Here is a 20120-nt window from a genome sequence, read left to right as displayed (position 1 = left end):
TGCTGAGCGTCATCGGGCACACCCCCGAGCCCACAGGAACCCGTCTGGCCACCCCAGCCGAGCTTGTCAGCTTCGCAGCCACCGCCGGTGTCCCCGTACCCAAAGAGATCAAATCTACGTGTTATTAATCTGCGCACCCTTAGTGCCAGGGTGCTGCTGTCAAGGGTCTGGCGGTATGAGAATGTTGATGTTGAGGGTGGCTTTGTAGCTGCGCCGGTTGATGGTGGGACCGCGGGCGTTGTACTTGGAGATGGCGCGTTTGACGATGCGGGGAGTGACCCTGAGGCGCCGGTCGGGCATCAGGTTGGCCAGCACGCGGCGGCCGATCGCGCCGACGAGATCGATGACGGCGTCGGCGATGACACCGGCGGCCTGCACGAGTTGGTCACGGGCGGCGTTGAGGGCGATGGTGAAGCTGCCCCGGTCGGGGTCGATTCCGCCGGTGGTCTGGATCGCGTCGGTGATGGCGATGCGCAGGAGCTGGTAGGTGACCAGCAGGGCGTAGACCTCCTGGGCGATGCCGGCCGGGGTGCGGGCGCGGAGCACCCGCCCGCCGAGGATGCTGGCCTTGAGCTCCAGGTAGGTGGTTTCGATCTCCCACCGCTGGTGGTAGAGCGTGACGAGCGCGAACGCGGGGCAGCGGCGGTGGTCGAGCAGGGTGGTGGCCAGCCGGTAGCTGCCGGTGCGCGTCCAGCGCTGGTGGCGATGCTGATCTCGGCGGCGACCACCCGCACCCGGACCTTGCCGATCTGCGACAGGTAGGACCCGTCGGGGTATCGGGCCAGCATCGGCAGCTTGCGGTTGCGCTTGAGCCGCGCCAGCACATGGGCCTGGGTGGCGGCGATCTGGCCGATCAGTGTGCCGTTGTCGAAGTCGCGGTCCAGCAACACGATCATGCCCGACCCCAGGCTGCGCAGCAGCCGACGGGTAGAGCCTGGCTCGCCGCAGCTGGTGGGGCCGAAGGCCGCGTCGATGACCGTCCGGGTGCCGCAGGCCACCAGGGCCACCATCCGCAGCAGCGGGTACCCGGACCCGCCATGGTTGCCGGCCTGCTTGGTGTACACCGCCAGGTTCGCGTCATGGTCGGGCACGCTCATGGTGGTGCCGTCGATGGCGCACACCAGCAACCCGCACCAGCGCACCGGCCCGGTGGTGATCGCCACCGCCGGGCCGCGCAGCAGGTCGAACAGCCACCTCAGGGCTCGGCCCCGACCCGAACACGGGCCTGCCACAACGCGCTGCCACTGGGGCAGGCCACGGGGATGTCGCCCAGGCCGGCGGTCAGCTTGTGCCATACCTGCCGCCAGCCCAGCTCGGCGAACAGGCACCCGGCCAGCAGCAGACAGACCACCACCCGCGCCGGCAGCAGGCGAGTACGGGCCTGGACCGCGCCGGTGGCGGCCAACGCCGCATCGACCATCTCGAACGGGATGATCTGGGTCAGCTCTCCCAGCTGGCCGGGGGCGAACACGCCCGAGGCGACCCTGCTCGTGGAGGTGATGGTCGCAACGGCAGGTGAGGGGGCAGAATAGGGCGACAACGGGGCTCCCGGAACAGACGTGATCTTGGTCGACCACGTACCTACCGGAGCCCCGTTCTCATGTCACCTCGCCACGCCGAACCCTTGACACCAAGCCCGATCCCTTAACTACACGGCTTTGCGGCTAGCCTCGACTCGATCAGCGTGGCCCACCACGGCAAGGTCAGCGTGAGTATGCGTTGTGTGAGACGAAAGACACTATTGACACCGATAGTTCCGTACGATCAAATCACGTGCCCCCCGATTTCTCTCTGACAACCGGACCAGATTCTGACGCTTAAGTGCTCTGATCGATCTGTGTCATATGGAGGGTTATCAGAGCCCGCCTTACGGGCGCCAATCGAGGTGGTGCGTGGTCATCACCAGGAGAATTGTGGGGCTGTTCCTCGTCACAAGTGAAGCGGGGCCACCTCACCCAAGTCCCTGTCGACGTGCTGGTGTCCAAGCCGGTAGCAGACGCCCAGCCGCACGGAGCCTCGGCGTCGTACCGGCCACAACGCTCTGGACGAATCCATGCCCGGTAATGGTCACCTTGGCACTGCGGTCCTGCCTGGGCTCGCGCATCGGTCGCAGCCACGCCCTCAGCCGGCTGTGGTCGCATCGACGCAGTTGTTGCCATGCCGGTCGGTAGCCTCCCCTCCACCCGTCCAAAGCTGCGGTACTGCGCACCGTGTCAGGCGCAGGCCGCACGTCGACGCTCTTCAGACCAAGGTGGGAGTCTCACCTCGGGCGCCGCTCTCACCCTGCGCACCACCCAACTGAGTGTGCCCGGAGAAAGGCGCAACCATGCGCACCCGCATCAGCATCATCGGACTGATCGCGGCCCTCGCGACGGTCCTCGCCCTCTCGCTCGGCACGGCCGCCCACGCCGACCCGGTCACCGAGCTGTTCGGGCACTGCTCGGGGACGACCAACTTCAACGCCGAGATCACCTGCACGTTCGCGGGTGACGGGCTGACCAGCTCGGCCTACTACGTGAACGTGTCGCTGCTCGCGCCGTCCGGTGGGCGGCTGAACCTGCCGGCGAACTGGCGGGTGACCAACAAGACCACGACAACGTTCAGGACCCGCTGGTTCGGCCACCAGCTGACGATCGACCCCAACGACAACATCCACCTGGCGATCTACCGCAACCAGCCGATCTCGTTCGACTTCCACGCCAGGGTCTTCGGCACCTAGCCCGCCGCGTCCCCGCGCCGGATCGCCTCCAGCGCGGTGACGGGCCCGCCGCAGACCGCAACCGACCGCCGTTGGTCACTCCGTTGGTGACTCCACCAGCTACTACCGCCCGGACCGGGTCGGACCAGCCGGACGAGCCACATGGACGTGACCTGCGGCGACGGGTTGGGCGGGACGCGGCGGACGGGGCGTCGGCACTTCTAGTAAGCGGGTCGGGGGTTCGAGTCCCTCCGAGCGCGCAAACCCGCAGGTCAACAGCCTGTTTGGCTAACACCGGGGCGGCCTTCCCGCTTCTTTGTCACCCTTCTCGTCCGCCCATCAAGGCCATCGAGGCAGGTCGGCGCACCGTCGCCGGCCGGTAGGGCATCGAGGTAGCGCATCGACGTAGCGCATCGACGCGGGCTACCTCACCGTTCCATGAGACGGTGCACCTTGCGCAGCCCTCGGCACGGTCACCTGCTATGGCACACCTGAAGCACCAACGGACACCGACTCGACCCCGACCAGCGAGGCCGACGTCAGGGAAGATACCGCGCGATGTGCTCCTCGACCTCGAGCGGCTCGCTCTCCCACTCGGGCGACTCACCCTGTCGGAGCCGCTCCTCGATGGCGGCCCAGCCAGGGCCGCCGTGCCGGCGCAGCAGCACGAGGCGATACCACGCCTCGACGACATGGCCCAGGCTCCTAAGGTCGTGGGTCTGGCGAGCGACGTCGAGCGCCTCATCAAGCTCAGCGTCGAACCGGGCACGGTCGGCGTCGGGCAGCGCGGCACGGATGCGTGCAGCCCGCTCCGGCAGATCCGGGCTGCCCGCCTGCTCGGCTACGCTCATGCAGCCCCCTTCGTCTGTCGGTAGCTCGATGGTACGTATGGGCACGGACTGCTGCCGACAGTGTCGCGCCATGCCTCGTTGCAGAGCAACAGCGCCGATGCTGGTCGAGCTGACGGATCTGTCTCGCTGCCAGCGGGCAGCGCTCGCGGCCCTGGCGAGCAACGTCCACACCACCGATGTGCTGGCGGGCCGAGCAGCACCAATTGAAACCTCCGGGCGGGGTCGCGCGTGGGACCTGGGTAGGAGCCCTCGCCAGGAGCCGAGATGGCCGTCGATGACCGCGAGTTTCAGGAGTTCTTCGCCTGCCAGTACGGCCCGCTGTGCTGGCTCGGCTACCTGCTCACAGGCAACCGGACCGACGCCGAGGAGCTGGCCCAGGATGCCCTGGTGCGCACGTACGGTCGCTGGACGCGGGTGCGCAAGCCCGACGACCCAGCCGCGTACGCGCGACGGGTGTTGGTGAACCGGCACCGCTCGCTGCTGCGGCGGGCGCTGGTCGAGGCGCGTCATCGGGCCTTGACCAGCTCGCGGGAGGCGTATCTGCCGGAGTTCGGCGAGGACGCGATAGCGGTGTGGGCCGCTGCCCGCAAGCTGCCCCGCCGGCAGCAGCTCGTCCTGGCCCTGCGCTACCACGAGGACCTGCCCGAAGCCGAGGTCGCGCGGCTGCTGCGGCTCCCGCTGGGGACGGTGAAGTCGCTCGCCAGGCGGGGGCTGGCCCGGCTGCGCGCCGAGCTGGGCCCGTCCGCGAGCGGGCCACCGCCGTCCCAGGCTGCGCGGCCCGCCAAGGAGGCACCACGATGAACAGCGAAGAGCAGCTCACGGCGGCCTACCGCCGCCCTGCCCTGCCGTGGCCGGATGAGACCGGCGCCTACGAGCGCTTCCTGCGCCGTCGTGCCCGCCACACCCGCCGCGTGCGGGCTGGCGTCGGCACGGGCCTGGCGGCGCTGCTTGCGCTCGTGGTGACTCTCATCGTCCATCCCTTGCCGCCACAGGATCGGCAGAGCGCCACTCCACGCCCCCAGCACGGCTACGACCACAAGCTGCAGCAGCGGCTGTTCGGCGGCTCCGACCCCGGCCCGTACCATCCGGTCGAGGGGCCCGTTGTCGTGGCCAGCGGCATCCACGGCGGGGCGCGGTGGACCCTCGGTGCCGAGCGGGCGTTCGAGCTGCCCCCGTTCCCTGGCACCTTGCTGGCCGCGCCGAAGCGTTGCGTCGGGTTCAACCACGCCGGGGCGCTCGCGGCGGACTGCTCCGACGAATCGGTGCAGGTGACCCGCAACAGCTTGGGGGCGCCCGGAAGATCGGCGGTGTTCGGGATGGTCCCCACCCAGACCGCCCGGGTCCGGATCGAGGTCCGCGGAAAGGCGCCTGTGCAGGTCCGCCCGCTCGCCGCAGCGCCACGCTTCGACCGGCGGTATTACCTGACCTTCCTCCCCCGCTCCTACAGCGTCGCCGGGACCCAGGGCGACATCGTGCAGGTCGACCAGGTCATCGCGCTCGACGCGACGGGCCGGGAACTCGCCCGCTGGAACTGGCGCTGGCCGATCGACTACACCCAACGGCCACCCAGCCAGCGCGTCCTCATCGCCGCTCTCATCGCCCAGATGCCGTCGAGCGTCGGGGCCTGGCGCTTGGACGGCTTCCACCACCAGCACTCTCAGTGCATCGAGCTGCGCGCCCCCGCGACCGCGAAGGTCGCCGGCAACTATCGGATCTGCGAGACCGACCCGGGCTGGCTGGCCCGCAACCTGCGACCCTTCGGTTCCTGCGCCGCCGGCGTGCTGCTCGCCTACGGGGTGGCGCCCGAGAGGGCGACCACCATGCGGTTCACATTCACGAACGCCAAGCCGGTCCAGGCGCGGACCGTCTCGGCCCCCCCCGGTTTCAACGGCGCCTTCTACCTCCTCCGCCTCCCGCCGGGCGCCACCGGCATCCGCGTGGCCGCGCTCGACCAGGCCGGCGCAACGATCGCCTCCTCAGTGCTGGCGGGATGTCACGACTGACCGGGGTAGGATCACGCGCCACGTGGATGCGAGGTACGGCGATACCAACTGCCGTCAGTCCTTCTCAGCCGGCCAACCGCAGCAACCACGTGAAATAGGTCTCAAGGTGAGGCTGCGACGCTCCCGTCTGGTCACTCCCTCGGTCACTCCACCAGGCAGCACAGCCTGGACCGGGCCAGCCGGACGACGGCACGAATCTGACCTGCGGCGACGGCCTGAGCGGGGGCTGACGGACGGGGTGGGTGGGCACTTCTAATCCGCATGACGGGGGTTCGAGTCCCTCCGCGCGCTGTTTCCGCAGGTCAGCGGCTTGCCCGGCGCTGGCCGCTGTGGCGTTCCCGACGCCTGTCACTCCATTGAGCCCAGGCCGGGCAGACAGAGTGCGGGGACACTCCTCGTGGCTTCCACCCGCCCACTGGCGCAGGCTCGTACGCGGCCTGCCCCGGCGGGTATCAATCCGGCCATGGCGCGCTCATGATGACCTGGGTAGAGCTGCTGGCATCCGTGTCGGGAGGAGGGTGCCATGTCCACCATCGCGGAGCAGGTGAGGGCCGACGAGCTCGCAAGACGGCCCCGGCTGTCATGGCGGGTCGACGCCGTGACGATGCTGTTGAGCACCTGGCTGCTGGTCGGCGTGGTCGTCGACGGCTGGGCCCACAACAACCTGGCGGCGCTGGAGACCTTCTTCACCCCCTGGCATGCCCTGTTCTACTCCGGGTTCCTGGCCACGGCCGGATGGATCCTGGCCATCGCCGCCCGGACGCGCACGGCCGGGCGGCACGGCCTGGCCGCGCTTCCGGCCGGCTATGACCTGGCCGTCGTCGGGGTGGTGGTGTTCGCGGTGGGCGGGGTCGGCGACTTGGCCTGGCACACCATCTTCGGGGTCGAGCAGGACGTCCAGGCACTGTTCAGCCCGACCCACCTGCTGCTGTTTAGCGGCATGGCCCTGATCATGTCCACGCCGCTGCGGGCGGCCTGGACCGACCCGGCTGGGGAGCCCGCCCCCAGCTACCGCAGGTTCCTCCCTGTGGTGGCCTCGGCCACGCTCACCACCGTGCTGGTCGCGTTCTTCTTCATGTACTGGGCCGCCTTCACCTGGATGGTCGGCGCCGACTACCTCGACGAGTACACCCAGCACGTGTTGCTGAACGGCGTGGCCAGCGTGCTGGCCACCAACCTGATCCTGCTCGCGCCGCTGCTGCTGCTCGCCCGCCGCTGGCGGCTGCCGTTCGGGACTGCCACGACCATCTACGGCGGCGTCGGGGTGCTCATCGGGGCGGTGGACGCCTTCCACCACCCTGCCATGCTCGTCGCCGCGGTCATGGCCGGGCTGGTGGTGGACGGGCTACTCCACATGCTCGGACCCTCGCCAGCACGGCCGCGGCGGTTCTGGGCGGCAGGGGCGCTGGTCCCGCTGGCCACCTGGAGCGTGTACTTCGCGGCGGTCGCGCGCACCGCCGGCATCGGCTGGTCCGCCGAGCTGTGGACGGGGACGATCGCGTGGGCGTGCCTCCTCGGGCTGATGCTCAGCGTGCTGATGCTCCCACCGCCCGTCCCGAGCGCGACGCCCCGGTAACCCCGCCAGCGGCCCGGCGGCATCGAAGCGGTAGCAGACAGGATCGCCGTTGGCTTCCCAAAAGGATCGGAGCTGAAGCGCCCGTGACTGGATGCGGTCGGCGCCGACGGGACAGGCTGGCGGCGGCTGGGGTGCTCTGCCTTCTGGCAGCGGTGCACCGGTCGACGATGAATCAGCCCCGGCGTCAATACGAGAAGCGGCCCTCATACCAAGCTCGGCTGGTCACCCCCTTGGTGACTCCACCAGCCACCACAGCCCGGACCGGGCCGGAGCAGCCGGACAAGGGACGGACCCGACCTGCGGCGACGGGCTGGGTGGCACCTGGCGGACGGGTCCGTCGGCACTTCTAATCCGCGGGTCGGGGGTTCGAGTCCCTCCGGGCGCACCACCGCTGAGCAGCAGCTTCGCAGCTCAGGTCATCTGACCCAAAGCCGCTTGTCAACGTCTTGTCAACGGGCACCCTCAGGACCATGGCAGCGGGCCACAGCCGCCAGCGCGGCCAGACCTGGCAGGTCATCGTCCACGCCGGCCACGACCCGGTCACCGACAAGCGGCGCAACCTCACCGGCACCGCCCGGACCAAACGCGACGCGCAGGCGCTCCGCGCCCGCCTCCTCAATCGAGTCAACGACGGTAAGCGGCCCGCCAGCGACGCCACCGTCGCGCAGCTGTTGGCGCGCTGGCTCGAGGTCGCCGACCTGGCCTGGAGCACCCGCGTCACCTATCAGGCCACATCGACCGGGCGATCCGCCCGGCGCTCGGGCCGATCCCGCTCCGGCGGCTGGACCCCGCCACCCTGGACCGCTTTCTATACGGTGCTGCGCGTCCGCGGCGGGGTCGGCGCCACGCCGCCGGCGCCGGCCACGGTGGGCCAGGTCCACGCGATCGTGCGCCGCGCGCTGGCCCAGGCGGCCCGCTGGGGCCTGGATCCCCGCCAACCCCGCGGCGCTGGCCAGCCCACCCCGCCCCGGCCGGGCCCGGCCGACCTCCGCCCGCCCACCCCCGAGGACGTCTCTCGGCTGCTCGCGGCCACCTACTTGGCGGACCCGGACGTCGCGGTCCTGCTCTGGCTGGCTGCGACGACCGGCGCCCGCCCGGGGGGAGCTGTGCGCGCTGCGCTGGTCCGGTGTCGACCTGGCCGCGGCCGAGCTGCTCATCGCGCGGGAACCTCATCGTGCGCGGCGGCCAGCTCATGGAGAAGGACGCCAAGACCCGCGCCGCCCGCCGGATCGCGCTGGCCGACGGCAGCCTGGCCCTGCTCGCGGAGCACCGGCGCCGCTGCACCCGGCGGGCGCAGGCGTGCGGCGCACCCCTGGCGGCGGATGCCTGCGTGTGCTGAAACGAGAATCCCCGGGTGTTAGGCGGCGGCGGGTTGGAGGGTGACCTGGTAGCCGAGGGCCTGGAGCTGGGCGACGGCTCGCTGGCGGGCACGGTCGCTGTCGCGTCGCACGAAGAAGTCGCCGCCAAGGTCGTGGTAGTCGCAGTCGTAGGCCAGCAGGTGCCAGGCGATCACCAAGATCGAGTGGCCAACGGCGCCGGCAGCCTTCTTCTTGCCGACTCACCGAGCACTGACCGGCCCCTAACGCGGATTTCCACGTAGCTCATTGGGCGCAACCTTCGCGCCTGGAGTCAGGGCGCTGGCTGGATCGCTACCTCGGTCACCTGGCCAAACCATCACACCGCCGTCGAGCGCCCGAGCCATGACCTTGTGGCGATCGGCCTGTTATCATAATGGCATCAGTGCAATTTGTTATCGTGTCGTGACGCCACCCAGGCCAGGGATGCACCACCCCGATGGTGCCAGGATAATCACCACGAAAGGTATGTTCTGGGCGCGATCAGGCTGCAGCCGGTACCAGGATGCATGTGGTAGAACCGCCGTATGCCAGCCAGATCACCACAACACCAGCAGGCCGGGTGGTTCACCACGCCAGCACAGGTCAACCACCGCCGCTACGAGGCGCTGCGCGCCTGGTTCGTCGACGGGCTGACCTACCAGCAGGCGCCGACCGGTTCGGCTACACCCGCTGGGCGATGGTCAACCCCGGCCACGTCCGGCCGCGACACCCGCCTGCCCAGGGCCGCGGTGCTGGACCTGGGCGCCTGGCCGCGGCGGCTGGACACGACCCGGGCCGGGCTGCTGCTGGTGCTCCCCGACCTGGCCGCCCTGGACCTGCCCGGCCTGGTCCGCACGGCCGGCTACCCAGCCACCCGCGTCATCCCCGCCACCTGCTGGCTGCTGCGTCTGCTGGCGCTCAAGCTCACCCGCACCCGGCGGGTCTCCCACGTCGATGACCTGCTGGCCGACCCCGCCGCCGGCCTGCTTGCCGGACTGGCGGTCCTGCCAAAGCAGTCGGCGCTCACCAGCTACTCCTACCGGCTCGCCCACGACCACCAGCGAGGCTTCCTGGCCGCCCTCGACCACAAGCTGATCTCCACAGGGCTGGCCACCGGCGAGCAGGCGATCTTCGACCTGGACTTCCACGCGGTCCTGCACTGGGGCCACGACCCGGTGCTGGACAAGCACCACGTGCCCACCCGCTCCCAACGGGCCCGCTCGGTGCTGACCTGCTTCGCCCAAGACACCGGCACCCACAACCTCGTCGACGCAGGCGCCGACCTGTCCAAGGCCACCCAGGCCCGCGAGGTGCTGGCCTTCTGCGACCACTGGAAAGCCGCCAGCGGCCACGACCCGCACATGCTCGTCATGGACCAAAAGCTCACCACCCAAAAGGTCCTCGGCGAGCTGGACGCCCGCGGCGTCAAGTTCCTCACCCTGCGCATGCGCTCACCCGCGCTGGTCCGGCACAGCAACAGCCTGACCAGCACCGACTTTGCGACCATCACCCTGGACCGGCCCGGCCCCCACAACAGGCCCAACGTCCACGAGGACACCGCGGTCGCACTGTCGGACTACCCCGGCACCGTCCGCCAACTGGTCGTCACCGGCCTGGGCCACCACCAGCCCACCGTCATCATCACCAACGACCACCAGGCCAGCCTCAAGACCCTGATCAGCCAATACGCCCGCCGCATGACCATCGAACAGCGCCTGGCCGAGATCATCCGCGCCTTCTGCGCCGACGCCCTGTCCAGCACCGTCAACCTCAACGTCGACCTCGACGTCATGCTCGCCGTCCTGGCCCAGGCCCTGCTTGCCGCCCTGCGCGCCCGCCTGCCCGGCTACCACGCCGTCACCCCCGACGTGATCCAGCGCCGCTTCCTCGAAACCCCAGGCACGATCATCAACCACGGCGACACCATCACCGTCCGCCTCGAACGACGCGCCTACGCACCCGTCCTGCGCAAAGCCAGCCTGCCCGCCCAGACCACCGTCCCCTGGTGGGACAACCGCACCCTGCGCTACGAGTTCGCCTGAACCTTGCGCCGAACCAGCTGCGTGGAAATCCGCGCTAACAGCAGGCAGCCCGACTCCCTGCCGGACAGAAGAGTGTTACGTCCGTTGCGGTGCGGGGCACCCGAGGGGCACAGCAGGGGCAGCAGCGCCAGCGTGGACCCAACGGGACCCAACGTAGGCCTCCGCACCTGATGTGCCCCCGATTCGCCCCGGCCCCAACCCCGTCGTCGCCGGCTGCACCCTCGCTCTGCGACGGCCCGCCGGCCAGCCGTGCCATCTCCCCGACCGGCCCTGCTCCATCTACCGGCACTGCAGCATGCTGCTCAAGGGTGCCAACACCCTGTACCTGTACGCGCCGGCCAACGAGCAGGGCCGGCTCCGGCCGCTGTTTGAGCTGCTGGTCGGCGTGGTGATCGCACGGGCGGAGGAGCGGGCCGCCCGCCAGCCGGACGGCCTGCTCGTCCCGCGGCTGCTGCTGGACCTGGACGAGGCCGGCGACTGCGCCGTGCTCGCCAAGCTCCCGGAGCTTGCGACCACCGCCCGGGGGCAGGGCATCCAACTCCTTCCCCGTCTGGCACGACGAGGCACAGCTCGCCTACCGCGCCAGACCCTCCCTGTCCCTGCTGCCATCCGCGCTGCCGCGCTCGCCAACTTCGCGTACCTGGCGGGGCAGGGGCTCGACCTCGAGCATGCCACCGAGGCCACCGGCCATGCCACCGAGGCCGCCGAGCGCGCGGTGTCGCTCGCGCTCGAGGCGGGCGCGACGAGGATGGCCTCCTCGGCGCGCGTCATCCTCGCGTTGTCGTGCGAGGATCCCTTACCATGGCTGCGCCCATGATCCGCTACTCCGAATCCCCCTTCCCGCTTACCTTCTACGCGATCGCTGAGCCCCAGCCCGGTTCGCGCTGGCAGACGCTCTTCTCCCTCACCTGGCCGGGCTACCGCAGTTGGTATCTTCGCTATGGCGAGGCGGCGCGCCCGAGCTACGCGACATGCCAGCGGCTGCTGCGCCGGCACATGGCCGAGCTCGTCCCCACCTGGGAGCGGCTGGTCGACCTTGCGGGCGGCGACGAGCTCGCGGCTCGCATGCTGACGCTCTACAACCCTCCGCCGTATCTGGCCGGCTGCTCGCAGGCGGTCCTTGTACGTGGGACCCCAACACTCGTGCGCAACTACGACTATGCGCCCTCGCTGCTGGAACGCGTGGTGTACGGAAGCGCCTTCACCGGCCGGCGCGTGATCGGGATGAGCGACTGCCTATGGGGTCTGGTGGACGGCATGAACGACGCGGGCCTCGCAGTCTCGCTCGCATTCGGCGGGCGCCGCGTGGTGGGCGACGGCTTCGGTATCCCGCTCGTCCTGCGCTACCTCCTCGAAGTCTGCGAAACCGCGGCCGACGCCCGCCGCATCCTGCAGCGGCTGCCGGTCCATATGGCGTACAACGTCACCGTCGTCGACCGGGACGGTGGCTTCTTCACCGCGTTTCTCGGCCCGGATCGCGAGCCGGGCTTCACCCGATGGCCCGTCGCGACCAACCACCAGGAGCGGGTCGATTGGCCGGAGCAGGCGCGAGCGACGCGCAGCCGCGAGCGGCAGCAGGTGCTCCTCGACCTGCTGGGTGACGAGTCGGTGGACGCCGAGCGGTTGGCGGATGCCCTTCTCCGGCCGCCGTTCTATTCGACCGCCTACGCGCTTGGCTTCGGGACGCTCTATACCGCTGTCTACCACCCGGCGGAGCGGACGGTCGAGTACCGATGGCCCGGCTCCGTCTGGCGGCACTCGCTTGACACGTTTGCGAGCGGTGAGCATGACGCGATGCTGGGACTGCCCGGCGGCCTGACCTGACGGACGCGAGAGTGACCCATTGTCGGCCGCCCGACTGATTGAAGATGCGGTCGCCCGGCGACGTCGATCCAAACTGGCGCGCCGAGGCGCCAGGTGGGTGAGGTGTGGCGCAGCACCGCCGGGCGGCGGAGGCGAGCGCGATCAGGCCATCTTGAAGGCGAGTGGACCGGGTGGAGGGACGGGCTCCTGCGCGGTCAGCGGGGTGCCGGCGAACTGCGCCTTGATACCGGAGATCCACTGCCTGCAGCGCTCGGTCAGTCGGTTGTCGTCGCCCTGCAGCCGCCCGCGGGTGACGAGCGCGCCGAGGTCGCCGCCGCGGTAGCGGCAGTCGCCAGGAGCCAGGATCCTCAGGTAGAACGCCTCGGATTCGTCCAGGATGCTGTGCCAGTCGTTACCCCAGCGGCGGAAGCTCACGCTCCCATGGTCGTCGATGCTGTAGATCCCAGTCCGGGGCGTAAGCGTGAGCAGCTCAAGCCGGTCGTCGGTCTCCTTGATGATGATCTGACTCCAGACGTCGACGCTGGTCTCTCGCGACCACCGCTCGTTGATCTCGTCGATGTCGACCTCGTAGTCGACGTCGAGGTACTCGAGTAGGTGGAAGAGGAAGAGCGGCATGTCGGCGTAGGCGCCCGCGGTCACGTTGGTCATGGAGCTGATGCCGCTGATCCGTGGGTTGAGCTCGCCGAGGTACAGCTCGCCGCTGTCGAGGTCGACGAGGTAGTCGACCTCGAAGAACCCTCGGAAGCCCTCGCCGGTCAGCCGCTCGCCGAGCTGCCGGGTGAGCTGGCGGGCGTGTTCCTTCTGGTCGTCGGTCAGCGTGGCGGGATAGTCGTTGCCGGCCCACCCGCCGGGGTAGGGCGTGAGTTCGGCGTGGCCGGTGATGTCGTTCATGAGCGGGCCGACGAGCGTCCCGTGGCGGGTGAGCACCGCCTCGACTGCGATCGCCCGGTTGTCGATCCGCCGCATGACCTTGAGCTCCTGCTCGTGGAGCGGGTCCTTGGCGGCGCACTTCTCCCAGTCTGCACGGCTGGAGATGAAGAACGTCGTCTTGCCGGAGTCACCGTAGGGCATCTGCACGACGAGGTCGTCACCGAGCCCGGCCTGCGCCGTCAGCTCCCGCAGCTCGTCGTAGGTGCGAGCGTGACCGAGAATGTTCGGCACGCTGGGGACGCCCGCCTCGTTGCCCAGCTGGGTCGTGACGATTTTCGAGTCGATGTGGTGGCGGAGCGCCGCCGGGGGGTGGGCGATCTGGAGGCCGGCTGCGGTGGCGAGCGCCTCGGTCTCTTCGTCGAACATGACGAACACCGCCTTGCCGCCGGGGCCGTGCGAGTGGACCCAGTCGATCACTTCACGGTGGCTGAGCAGGTAGTTGCAGATGTCCTCCATGGAGCGGAAGTCGGGCGCTTCCCGCTCCTCCGGCACGAAGACCCGCGGATGGCTGCCCTCGAAGGAGTCGAAGTAGGTGATGTAGTAGAAGTTGCGGACCCAGCGGTCGATGCCGAGCAGGTTGAACGCCGTCGGCGAGACGAAGTAGATGGGCGTCTGGTTGGTGCGGAAGAACGACCGTAGCTCGGAGACGCCCCGTAGCTTCATGGCTGTCCCTGTCATCGCGGCCTCCTCGACTTGGCGGTGGGGCTGGTGGCGACGTGGCGGGTGGCTGACGGCGGTGGGGGGTCGACCGGTGGGCGGGCGGTGAAGCCGATCAGCGCCTCGATGGTCTCGGCCGCGGCCAGGACGCGGCCGTCGTCCCGACGCGGCCCGAGCACCTGCATTGAGACCGGCAGGCCGTCGTCGCCCAGCCCGATGGGGATGGCGCACGTGGGCAGGCCGGCGAGATTGGCGTCGTACAGGAACGGCGCCCAGTCGAGGTTCGGGTACGCGATCGGGATCCCGCCGATCTTGTCTGGGTGGTGCCTGCCGTGCGGGAAGGCCTCGCAGCCCACCGTTGGCGTGAGGAGCACGGCCGCGCCGGTGCGGGCGAACAGGTCGACGTAGGCGCGGTGGATGCGCTCGCGCGCGAACTGCGCCTGGATGTACTGCGTGGCGGTGACCTGCTCGCCGGCGGCGATGAATTCCACCGCCGCCGGGCTGAGCAGGTCGCGGTTGCGCTCGTACTCCTCTGCCTCCGAGTACCTGGCCTCGGCGGTGGCGATCGTGCTCCAGACGTGGACCGACGACCCGAGCCTCGGCGAGTCGGAGATGATCGACACGCCGGCGTCGGCGAGTCGGGCGACGGCCGCGCGGAAGGTGCGGCGCACGTCGTCGTCGAGCGGTGCGAAGCCGAGGTCCTCGGAGGCGATGACGTGCAGCGCGCGCGGTTTGGGGGCAGGGATGTCGAGCGGTCCGGGGGGCGTGCTGTGCCGGTCACGCGGATCCGGGCCGACGATCGCGCGCAGCATGAAGCGGGTGTCGGCTACCGAGCGGGCCATCGGCCCGACGGCGATGAGGGTCTTCCAGCCTGGCGACGATGGCTCGTGCGGGACGAGGCCGAACGTGGGCTTGAAGCCGACGATCCCGCAGAACGCCGCCGGGATGCGGATCGATCCGCCGCCGTCACCACCCAATGACAGCGGCCCGACGCCGGCGGCCACAGCCGCGCCGCCACCACCCGAGGAGCCGCCTGCCGTCCGCTCGAGGTTCCACGGGTTCGACGTGCGGCCAAACAGGGCCGACTCGGTGACGCCGAAGTAGCAGAACTCGGGGGTCGTGGTCCTGGCGAAGATCACCGCCCCCGCGGCCTCTAGACGCTCGATTGCCGCGACCGTCTCGGCAGGCACAACTCCGATGCGCGCCCGGGACGCTGAGGTGCATTCAACCCCAGCCATCCAGTGGGAGTCTTTGGTCGTCACCGGGACCCCGCACAGCGGCCCGCCCTCGCCGCGTGCGAGCGCCGCGTCGGCCGCCGCGGCCGCTCGGCGTGCCCGGTCGTCCAGCCGGAGCGAGAACGGGTTGACACTGCGTTCGATCTGGTTGGCCCGCTGCAGCACGGCCTCCAGCGCCAGACCGGCGGACAGCTCCCGTCGGCGTAGCGCTGCCGCGAGGTCGACAGCCGAGAGCTCCCAGATGTCCAACTCGCCGCTCCCTACCCGCCCACATCGCGGGCGTCTCCTGATGTCTCGATCACCATGTGCCTGTCGTTCCTCGGTGGGTTGGCCCCCTCCGCGACCGCCATCCAGCACAGGGACGAGCGCGAAGTGGCTGAGCTACGCTGGGGTCTCGACCACCGTACTCGGCGCTTGCGGCGCCGGGCGGCCGAGGTCCGCAAACGCCTTCTCCAGGATGGTCAGTCCCTCGTGGAGCAGGTGGCCGGGAATGACCAGCGGGGGTAGGAGCCGTAGGACGTTGCCGTACGTGCCGCAGGTCAGCACGACGAGCCCCTCGGCGTGACATTCCTTCGCGACCGTCTGCGTCGCCTCCGGGTCGGGCTCCTTGGTGCCCGGCTTGACCAGCTCGACGGCCACCATCGCGCCACGGCCGCGCACGTCGCCGATCACGGGGAAGCGTTGTTGCAGCTCCCGCAGCCGTGGCAGCAGGGTGTCGCCGATCTGGCGGGCCGCGCCGACGAGGTCCTGCTCCTCGATGGTGCGGATCGCGCCGAGCGCGGCCGCACAGGCGACCGGGTTGCCGCCGAACGTTCCTCCCAGGCCGCCGAGGTGCACGCTGTCCATGATCTCCGCCTGGCCGGTCACCGCCGAGAGCGGGAGGCCGCCCGCGATGCCCTTCGCCGTCGCGATGAGGTCGGGGACCACCCCTTCGTGCTCGCACGCGAACCAGGCGCCGGTGCGGGCGAAGCCGGTCTGGATCTCATCGGCAACGAAGACGATCCCGTTGATCCGGCAGTAGTCGGCGAGCCGGGGCAAGAAGCCCTCGCCAGGAACGACGAAGCCGCCCTCGCCCTGGATCGGCTCGATGACGACGCAGGCGACGTTCTCGGCGCCGACCTGCTTGTCGATCAGCGACACGACCTCGGTGGCCGCCTCCTCGCCGCAGCGCTCCGGGCCGGTCGGCCAGCGGAACGGGTAGGCCATCGGCATCCGGTAGATCTCGGGTGCGAACGGTCCGAAGGCGTGCTTGTACGGCATGTTCTTCGCCGTCAGCGCCATCGTCAGGTTGGTGCGCCCGTGGTAGGCGTGGTCAAACACCACGACGGCCGGCCGCCGGGTGTGGGCGCGGGCGATCTTGACGGTGTTCTCGACCGCCTCCGCGCCGGAGTTGAACAGCGCCGACCGCTTCTCGTGGTCGCCCGGGGTCAGGCGCGCCAGCTCCTCGCAGACCGCGACGTAGCCCTCGTACGGTGTGATCATGAAGCAGGTGTGCGTGAACTCACCGACCTGCTCCCGCACGCCTGCGACCACACGCTCGGCCGCGTTGCCGACGTTGACGACGGCGATGCCGGACCCGAAGTCGATCAGGGAGTTGCCGTCGACGTCGACGAGGACACCCCCGCCCGCGCGCGTGATGAAGACCGGAAGCGTGCTGGCGACGCCGCGGGCGACGGTCGCGGTGCGGCGCGCGAGCAGCTGTTGTGAGCGCGGACCGGGGATCGTGGTCACCAGCCGCCGCTCCTGCGGCAGCGACGGCCCGCCGTGGCTGTGGCTGCTCATGGTCACAGCACCTCCGTCCCGTGGACAGGTGCCGCTTCAGTCGTGGCCTGCCGCGAGTGTCCCACGAGCGATGCGGGTGCGGACACGGTGAGCTTGCGCTCGGGTCGAGATTTTGTCCTCCAAGCCTTGTTCGACCGGTCGTCCGCCCGATCGTCGGTGGCGTGCGTTCGGGTGATCAGGTCGACCTCCATGAAACGGCTGGCCAGCTCCTCGAAGTACGGCTTCGGCGGCACGACCTCCTCGGGGGCGAAGACGCCGCGCCGGTCGATCACGCCCCATGCCAGGAACTGCGCCACGATGCTCGGCGGGACGCCGGTGTCGAGCTGCCCGGCTCCCGCCTTCCACGCTGCGTGGGGGCAGATGACGCACTCAGCCAGCACCTCAACGGGGCGCTCGTCGCGGTCCTGGCCGGTCAGCCGGACCAAGATGGCCTCGGCGTCGCCGGGCCCGGCCTCGGCAGCCGGGCTCGAGGTTGTCGCCTCGATGCAGCGACGGAGCACCATCCGGGGCACGACCGGCTGCTGGTCGACCTCGAGAGGCTCGGTCCTGGCCAGACCAAGCCCGGTCAGCAGGCGCATGCGGATCATGAACTCGGCCGGGAACCCGATCTTGAAGCTGACCGTCCGCACGCCCCGTTCGGCGAAGTAGAGCGGCAGCGTGGCCACCTCCGAGTGGAGGGCATGGCCGAGCGCGAGGCGGCCGACAGGGGCCGGGAAGTCGACCTCCTCAAGCCCGCTCATCGCCGGCACCTCGGTCCAGCCGCCATCCACGTAAGTCACCGCCGGCACGCTGAATTCGTCCAGCAGGGTGTCGATCGCGAAGGGGACCGGTAGCGGCTGGGTCCAGGGGGCAAACCCAGCCATGCCGACCCGGACGTGCACCTCATGGACGCTCGCCAGGTCGCGAGCGGCATGCGCGGCCATGAGGTTGGTGGTGCCGGGACTCCCCCCCATGCCGATCACGGCCGTGACCCCGGCCGCGGCGAACCGGTCGTGCAACGCGAGCTGCGGGCCGGTGGTGTGGAACAGGCCACCGAGGTCCACGTAGTGGGTGCCGGTGTCCACGCAGGCCTCCATCACCGGCAGGTTGAAGGCGTAGTGCATGCAGTTGCACACCACGTCGGCCCGCGCGAGGGCCCGGCGTAGGGCGCCCGGGTCACGAGCGTCCACGACCATGGCCGAGACGTGCGCCGAGCCGATCGCGCCGGCCCGGGCCGCTGCCCAGCCGGCCGTCTCGCTTGCGCGCGCACCGTCGCGCCCGGCCACGATGACTTCGTCCACGCCGTCGGACTCGGTGAGGTCGCGGACCGTCCAGCGGCCCATGGCCCCGGTCCCGCCGAGCACGACCACCCGCATGCAGACCTCCTTAGGGTCGACGTGTCGTGATCCTCTCGCTGGCTGAGGTCTGGCCCTGTCTGGACAGACTGCCTTCTCGGGGAACCGCGCGAAAATGGCCAAGCTGTCCATTCTTGGGCAGAACACCTGTACGAAGTGACCCTATGTGGCCGGCGAGGAACGCACCGTCACGTACAACTTGCACAAACCAGGGCGTCGCGCCGGGCGACTGGCCTCACGCACGCCGAGCAACAGGCCGCAGCCCGTCGCCAGACGGCGCTATGCGCTCGATGCCCTTCAGGAGCATCACCTCGTTTACCTCCAGGTGCTCTCGCAGTTCCTTCCGAAGCCGCGCGGGAGATCGCAACCGCACCGCCTTGACGAGCGCCCGATGCGCCTGCGCCTGCCGCGCCCCCGCCTTCGGATCGAGAAACGAGTCGGAGAACGCGAGCCGAGCGTAGCGCGCGCCGGCATGCCAGAGGAGTTCGAGCACCCGGACGTCCCAGCTCGAGGCGGCTGGACGTAGCAGGCCGAGGTGGAACTCGCGATGCTCGTCCAAGACCCGGTCAGTGTTTGACGGCTCGAACGTGTAGGCGTCGAGGGTCGACTCCAGCTGTTCGATGTCCTGGTCGTCGAGGAGTGTGCAGGCGCGGCCAGCCAGGTCCACCTCGATCAGCTTGCGGAGTCGGTACATGCTTCGAAGGTCATCGGCGTCGATCGGGGCCACCACCGCACTGCGCCCAGGTCGTAACTGGAGCACGCCGTAGCCCTCGAGGCGGCGCAGCGCCTCGCGTACGGGAATGTGGCTGACCTGCAGCTTCCTACACAGGTCGACGATCGAGAACGGCTCGCCGGGAGGGAGCGAGCCGTCAAGGATCGACCGTCTGATCTCCGCGGTCACCTGATCGACGATGGAGGCCGGCGCGACCGGGCGGATCCCCCGGGCACTGGGCGGTGGCTCAATCATGGCTGCTCCAGGATGCGGATGGACACCATGACCCGCTCGGTGGCAGCGACCGAGCAGGTCCAAGCCACATGGTATCGGCCGATCCCCGCCGTGAGGTCGGGGCGATCCCGCCCGCCATCGCCGGTCGGAGCAGCGGTGAGAACTGACCCATGGCGTCATCGACCTTTTCATGGCTCTGATATGAGAATATATGATCTTACACTCCATTCCATGGGAAGCTGATCTGCCCATCAACGGCCCTTCCGCGCGGTGGCAAGGGGAGTTGAACCGACATGAGCATCGCAACCAACGAGCAGGCCGTGATCGACGCCGTCAAGCCGCAGCTCTACGTCGGCGGGCGGTGGCGGGACGCCGGCAAGGGCGGCACCTTCATGGTGGAGGACCCGTCCACCGGCGAGCCGCTGTGCGAGGTCGCCGACGCCGACGTCGGCGACGCCTCGGCCGCGCTGGACGCGGCCGTCGCCGCCCAGGCTTCCTGGGCCGCCCACCCGCCCCGCGAGCGGGGCGAGATCCTGCGCCGTGCCTTCGGGCAGCTCACCGCCCGCAGTGACGAGCTGGCCCTGCTCATGACGCTGGAGATGGGCAAGCCGCTGGCCGAGTCCCGCGCCGAGATCGCCTATGCGGCCGAGTTCTTCCGCTGGTTCGCCGAGGAGGCGGTCCGCATCGAGGGCCAGTACGCGGTCACCCCGGCCGGCAAGGGCCGCATGCTCACCATGCGCCAGCCGGTCGGGCCCTGCCTGCTGATCACGCCGTGGAACTTCCCCATGGCCATGGGCACGCGCAAGATCGGCCCGGCGGTCGCGGCCGGCTGCACCATGGTGGTCAAGCCGGCCAACCAGACCCCGCTGTCGATGCTGGCCCTGGCCCAGATCCTCGAGGAGGCG

At 69.9% G+C, this 20120-nt stretch carries 18 protein-coding genes and 1 pseudogene; 9 read left to right on the top strand and 10 right to left on the bottom strand.

The window, feature by feature from the left end; genetic code table 11:
• Positions 1-159: 159 nt before the first annotated feature.
• The 3 genes and pseudogenes from VG276_07990 to VG276_07980 form a co-directional block, all read right to left on the bottom strand.
• Positions 160-669 carry a transposase gene (locus VG276_07990; GenBank protein HEV8649331.1) on the bottom strand — a complete coding sequence of 170 codons (510 nt, stop codon included), beginning with the start codon at positions 667-669 and terminating at the stop codon, positions 160-162.
• Positions 670-827: 158 nt separating this feature from the next.
• Positions 828-1097, bottom strand: a pseudogene (locus tag VG276_07985) (transposase).
• Positions 1098-1195: 98 nt separating this feature from the next.
• The gene (locus VG276_07980) at positions 1196-1540 is read right to left on the bottom strand and encodes a transposase domain-containing protein (GenBank protein ID HEV8649330.1); all 345 of its coding nucleotides are present in this window, start codon (positions 1538-1540) and stop codon (positions 1196-1198) included.
• A gap of 786 nt (positions 1541-2326) precedes the next feature.
• Here VG276_07980 and VG276_07975 point away from each other — a divergent pair.
• Positions 2327-2719: a hypothetical protein gene (locus VG276_07975; GenBank protein ID HEV8649329.1), complete on the top strand. Its 393-nt coding sequence runs from the start codon at positions 2327-2329 to the stop codon at positions 2717-2719.
• Between the two features lie 518 nt (positions 2720-3237).
• Here the strand turns inward: VG276_07975 and VG276_07970 are convergent.
• Positions 3238-3549, bottom strand: coding sequence for a DUF6247 family protein (locus VG276_07970; GenBank protein ID HEV8649328.1), 312 nt, complete (start codon positions 3547-3549; stop codon positions 3238-3240).
• Positions 3550-3813: 264 nt separating this feature from the next.
• On the opposite strand from VG276_07970, the gene VG276_07965 reads away from it, so the two are divergent.
• From VG276_07965 to VG276_07950, 4 genes are all read left to right on the top strand, one after another.
• A complete protein-coding gene (locus VG276_07965; GenBank protein HEV8649327.1) occupies positions 3814-4350 on the top strand; it encodes a SigE family RNA polymerase sigma factor in 537 nt (178 codons plus the stop codon).
• On the top strand, positions 4347-5552 hold the full coding sequence (locus VG276_07960; protein HEV8649326.1) for a hypothetical protein: 1206 nt from the start codon (positions 4347-4349) through the stop codon (positions 5550-5552). The genes VG276_07965 and VG276_07960 overlap by 4 nt, the downstream gene beginning before the upstream one ends.
• 523 nt (positions 5553-6075) lie before the next feature.
• Positions 6076-7128, top strand: coding sequence for a hypothetical protein (locus VG276_07955; GenBank protein ID HEV8649325.1), 1053 nt, complete (start codon positions 6076-6078; stop codon positions 7126-7128).
• Positions 7129-8302: 1174 nt separating this feature from the next.
• A complete protein-coding gene (locus VG276_07950; GenBank protein HEV8649324.1) occupies positions 8303-8467 on the top strand; it encodes a hypothetical protein in 165 nt (54 codons plus the stop codon).
• Positions 8468-8485: 18 nt separating this feature from the next.
• On the opposite strand, the gene VG276_07945 is transcribed toward VG276_07950, so the two are convergent.
• Positions 8486-8641, bottom strand: a complete 156-nt coding sequence (locus VG276_07945; protein ID HEV8649323.1) for a hypothetical protein — start codon at positions 8639-8641, stop codon at positions 8486-8488.
• Positions 8642-9010: 369 nt separating this feature from the next.
• Here VG276_07945 and VG276_07940 point away from each other — a divergent pair, with 369 nt between their 5' ends.
• From VG276_07940 to VG276_07930, 3 genes are all read left to right on the top strand, one after another.
• The gene (locus VG276_07940; protein HEV8649322.1) at positions 9011-10507 is read left to right on the top strand and encodes a hypothetical protein; all 1497 of its coding nucleotides are present in this window, start codon (positions 9011-9013) and stop codon (positions 10505-10507) included.
• A 295-nt stretch (positions 10508-10802) separates the two neighbouring features.
• Positions 10803-11324: a hypothetical protein gene (locus tag VG276_07935; protein HEV8649321.1), complete on the top strand. Its 522-nt coding sequence runs from the start codon at positions 10803-10805 to the stop codon at positions 11322-11324.
• Positions 11309-12331, top strand: a complete 1023-nt coding sequence (locus VG276_07930) for a C45 family peptidase (GenBank protein ID HEV8649320.1) — start codon at positions 11309-11311, stop codon at positions 12329-12331. Before VG276_07935 ends, VG276_07930 begins: the two co-directional genes overlap by 16 nt.
• A gap of 141 nt (positions 12332-12472) precedes the next feature.
• Here VG276_07930 and VG276_07925 read toward each other — a convergent pair whose 3' ends face one another.
• From VG276_07925 to VG276_07905, 5 genes are all read right to left on the bottom strand, one after another.
• Complete coding sequence (locus tag VG276_07925; protein ID HEV8649319.1) at positions 12473-13939, bottom strand: biotin carboxylase; 1467 nt, start codon at positions 13937-13939, stop codon at positions 12473-12475.
• Positions 13936-15402 (bottom strand): amidase, encoded by a 1467-nt coding sequence (locus VG276_07920; protein ID HEV8649318.1) that lies wholly within the window; start codon positions 15400-15402, stop codon positions 13936-13938. The genes VG276_07925 and VG276_07920 overlap by 4 nt, the downstream gene beginning before the upstream one ends.
• Before the next feature lie 132 nt (positions 15403-15534).
• Positions 15535-16935: a 4-aminobutyrate--2-oxoglutarate transaminase gene (gabT, locus tag VG276_07915; protein ID HEV8649317.1), complete on the bottom strand. Its 1401-nt coding sequence runs from the start codon at positions 16933-16935 to the stop codon at positions 15535-15537.
• Positions 16936-16937: 2 nt separating this feature from the next.
• Positions 16938-18290, bottom strand: coding sequence for a saccharopine dehydrogenase NADP-binding domain-containing protein (locus tag VG276_07910; protein HEV8649316.1), 1353 nt, complete (start codon positions 18288-18290; stop codon positions 16938-16940).
• Between the two features lie 214 nt (positions 18291-18504).
• On the bottom strand, positions 18505-19170 hold the full coding sequence (locus tag VG276_07905) for a GntR family transcriptional regulator (GenBank protein ID HEV8649315.1): 666 nt from the start codon (positions 19168-19170) through the stop codon (positions 18505-18507).
• Between the two features lie 338 nt (positions 19171-19508).
• Between VG276_07905 and VG276_07900 the strand changes: the two genes are divergently transcribed.
• On the top strand, positions 19509-20120 hold a 612-nt coding region (locus tag VG276_07900), incomplete at its 3' end, for an aldehyde dehydrogenase family protein (GenBank protein ID HEV8649314.1).

Source organism: Actinomycetes bacterium (genome assembly GCA_036000965.1).
Classification (GTDB): Bacteria; Actinomycetota; CALGFH01; order CALGFH01; family CALGFH01; genus DASYUT01.
This window is presented reverse-complemented; position numbering and strand designations above follow the sequence as displayed.

Bases quoted from the DNA above. Each gene is read 5' to 3' on its own strand.
- VG276_07975 (HEV8649329.1), top strand. From the start codon at position 2,327: ATGCGCACCCGCATCAGCATCATCGGACTGATCGCGGCCCTCGCGACG.
- VG276_07970 (HEV8649328.1), bottom strand. From the start codon at position 3,549: ATGAGCGTAGCCGAGCAGGCGGGCAGCCCGGATCTGCCGGAGCGGGCT.
- VG276_07965 (HEV8649327.1), top strand. From the start codon at position 3,814: ATGGCCGTCGATGACCGCGAGTTTCAGGAGTTCTTCGCCTGCCAGTAC.
- VG276_07960 (HEV8649326.1), top strand. From the start codon at position 4,347: ATGAACAGCGAAGAGCAGCTCACGGCGGCCTACCGCCGCCCTGCCCTG.
- VG276_07955 (HEV8649325.1), top strand. From the start codon at position 6,076: ATGTCCACCATCGCGGAGCAGGTGAGGGCCGACGAGCTCGCAAGACGG.
- VG276_07940 (HEV8649322.1), top strand. From the start codon at position 9,011: ATGCCAGCCAGATCACCACAACACCAGCAGGCCGGGTGGTTCACCACG.
- VG276_07935 (HEV8649321.1), top strand. From the start codon at position 10,803: ATGCTGCTCAAGGGTGCCAACACCCTGTACCTGTACGCGCCGGCCAAC.
- VG276_07930 (HEV8649320.1), top strand. From the start codon at position 11,309: ATGGCTGCGCCCATGATCCGCTACTCCGAATCCCCCTTCCCGCTTACC.
- VG276_07925 (HEV8649319.1), bottom strand. From the start codon at position 13,939: ATGACAGGGACAGCCATGAAGCTACGGGGCGTCTCCGAGCTACGGTCG.
- gabT (HEV8649317.1), bottom strand. From the start codon at position 16,935: ATGAGCAGCCACAGCCACGGCGGGCCGTCGCTGCCGCAGGAGCGGCGG.
- VG276_07910 (HEV8649316.1), bottom strand. From the start codon at position 18,290: ATGCGGGTGGTCGTGCTCGGCGGGACCGGGGCCATGGGCCGCTGGACG.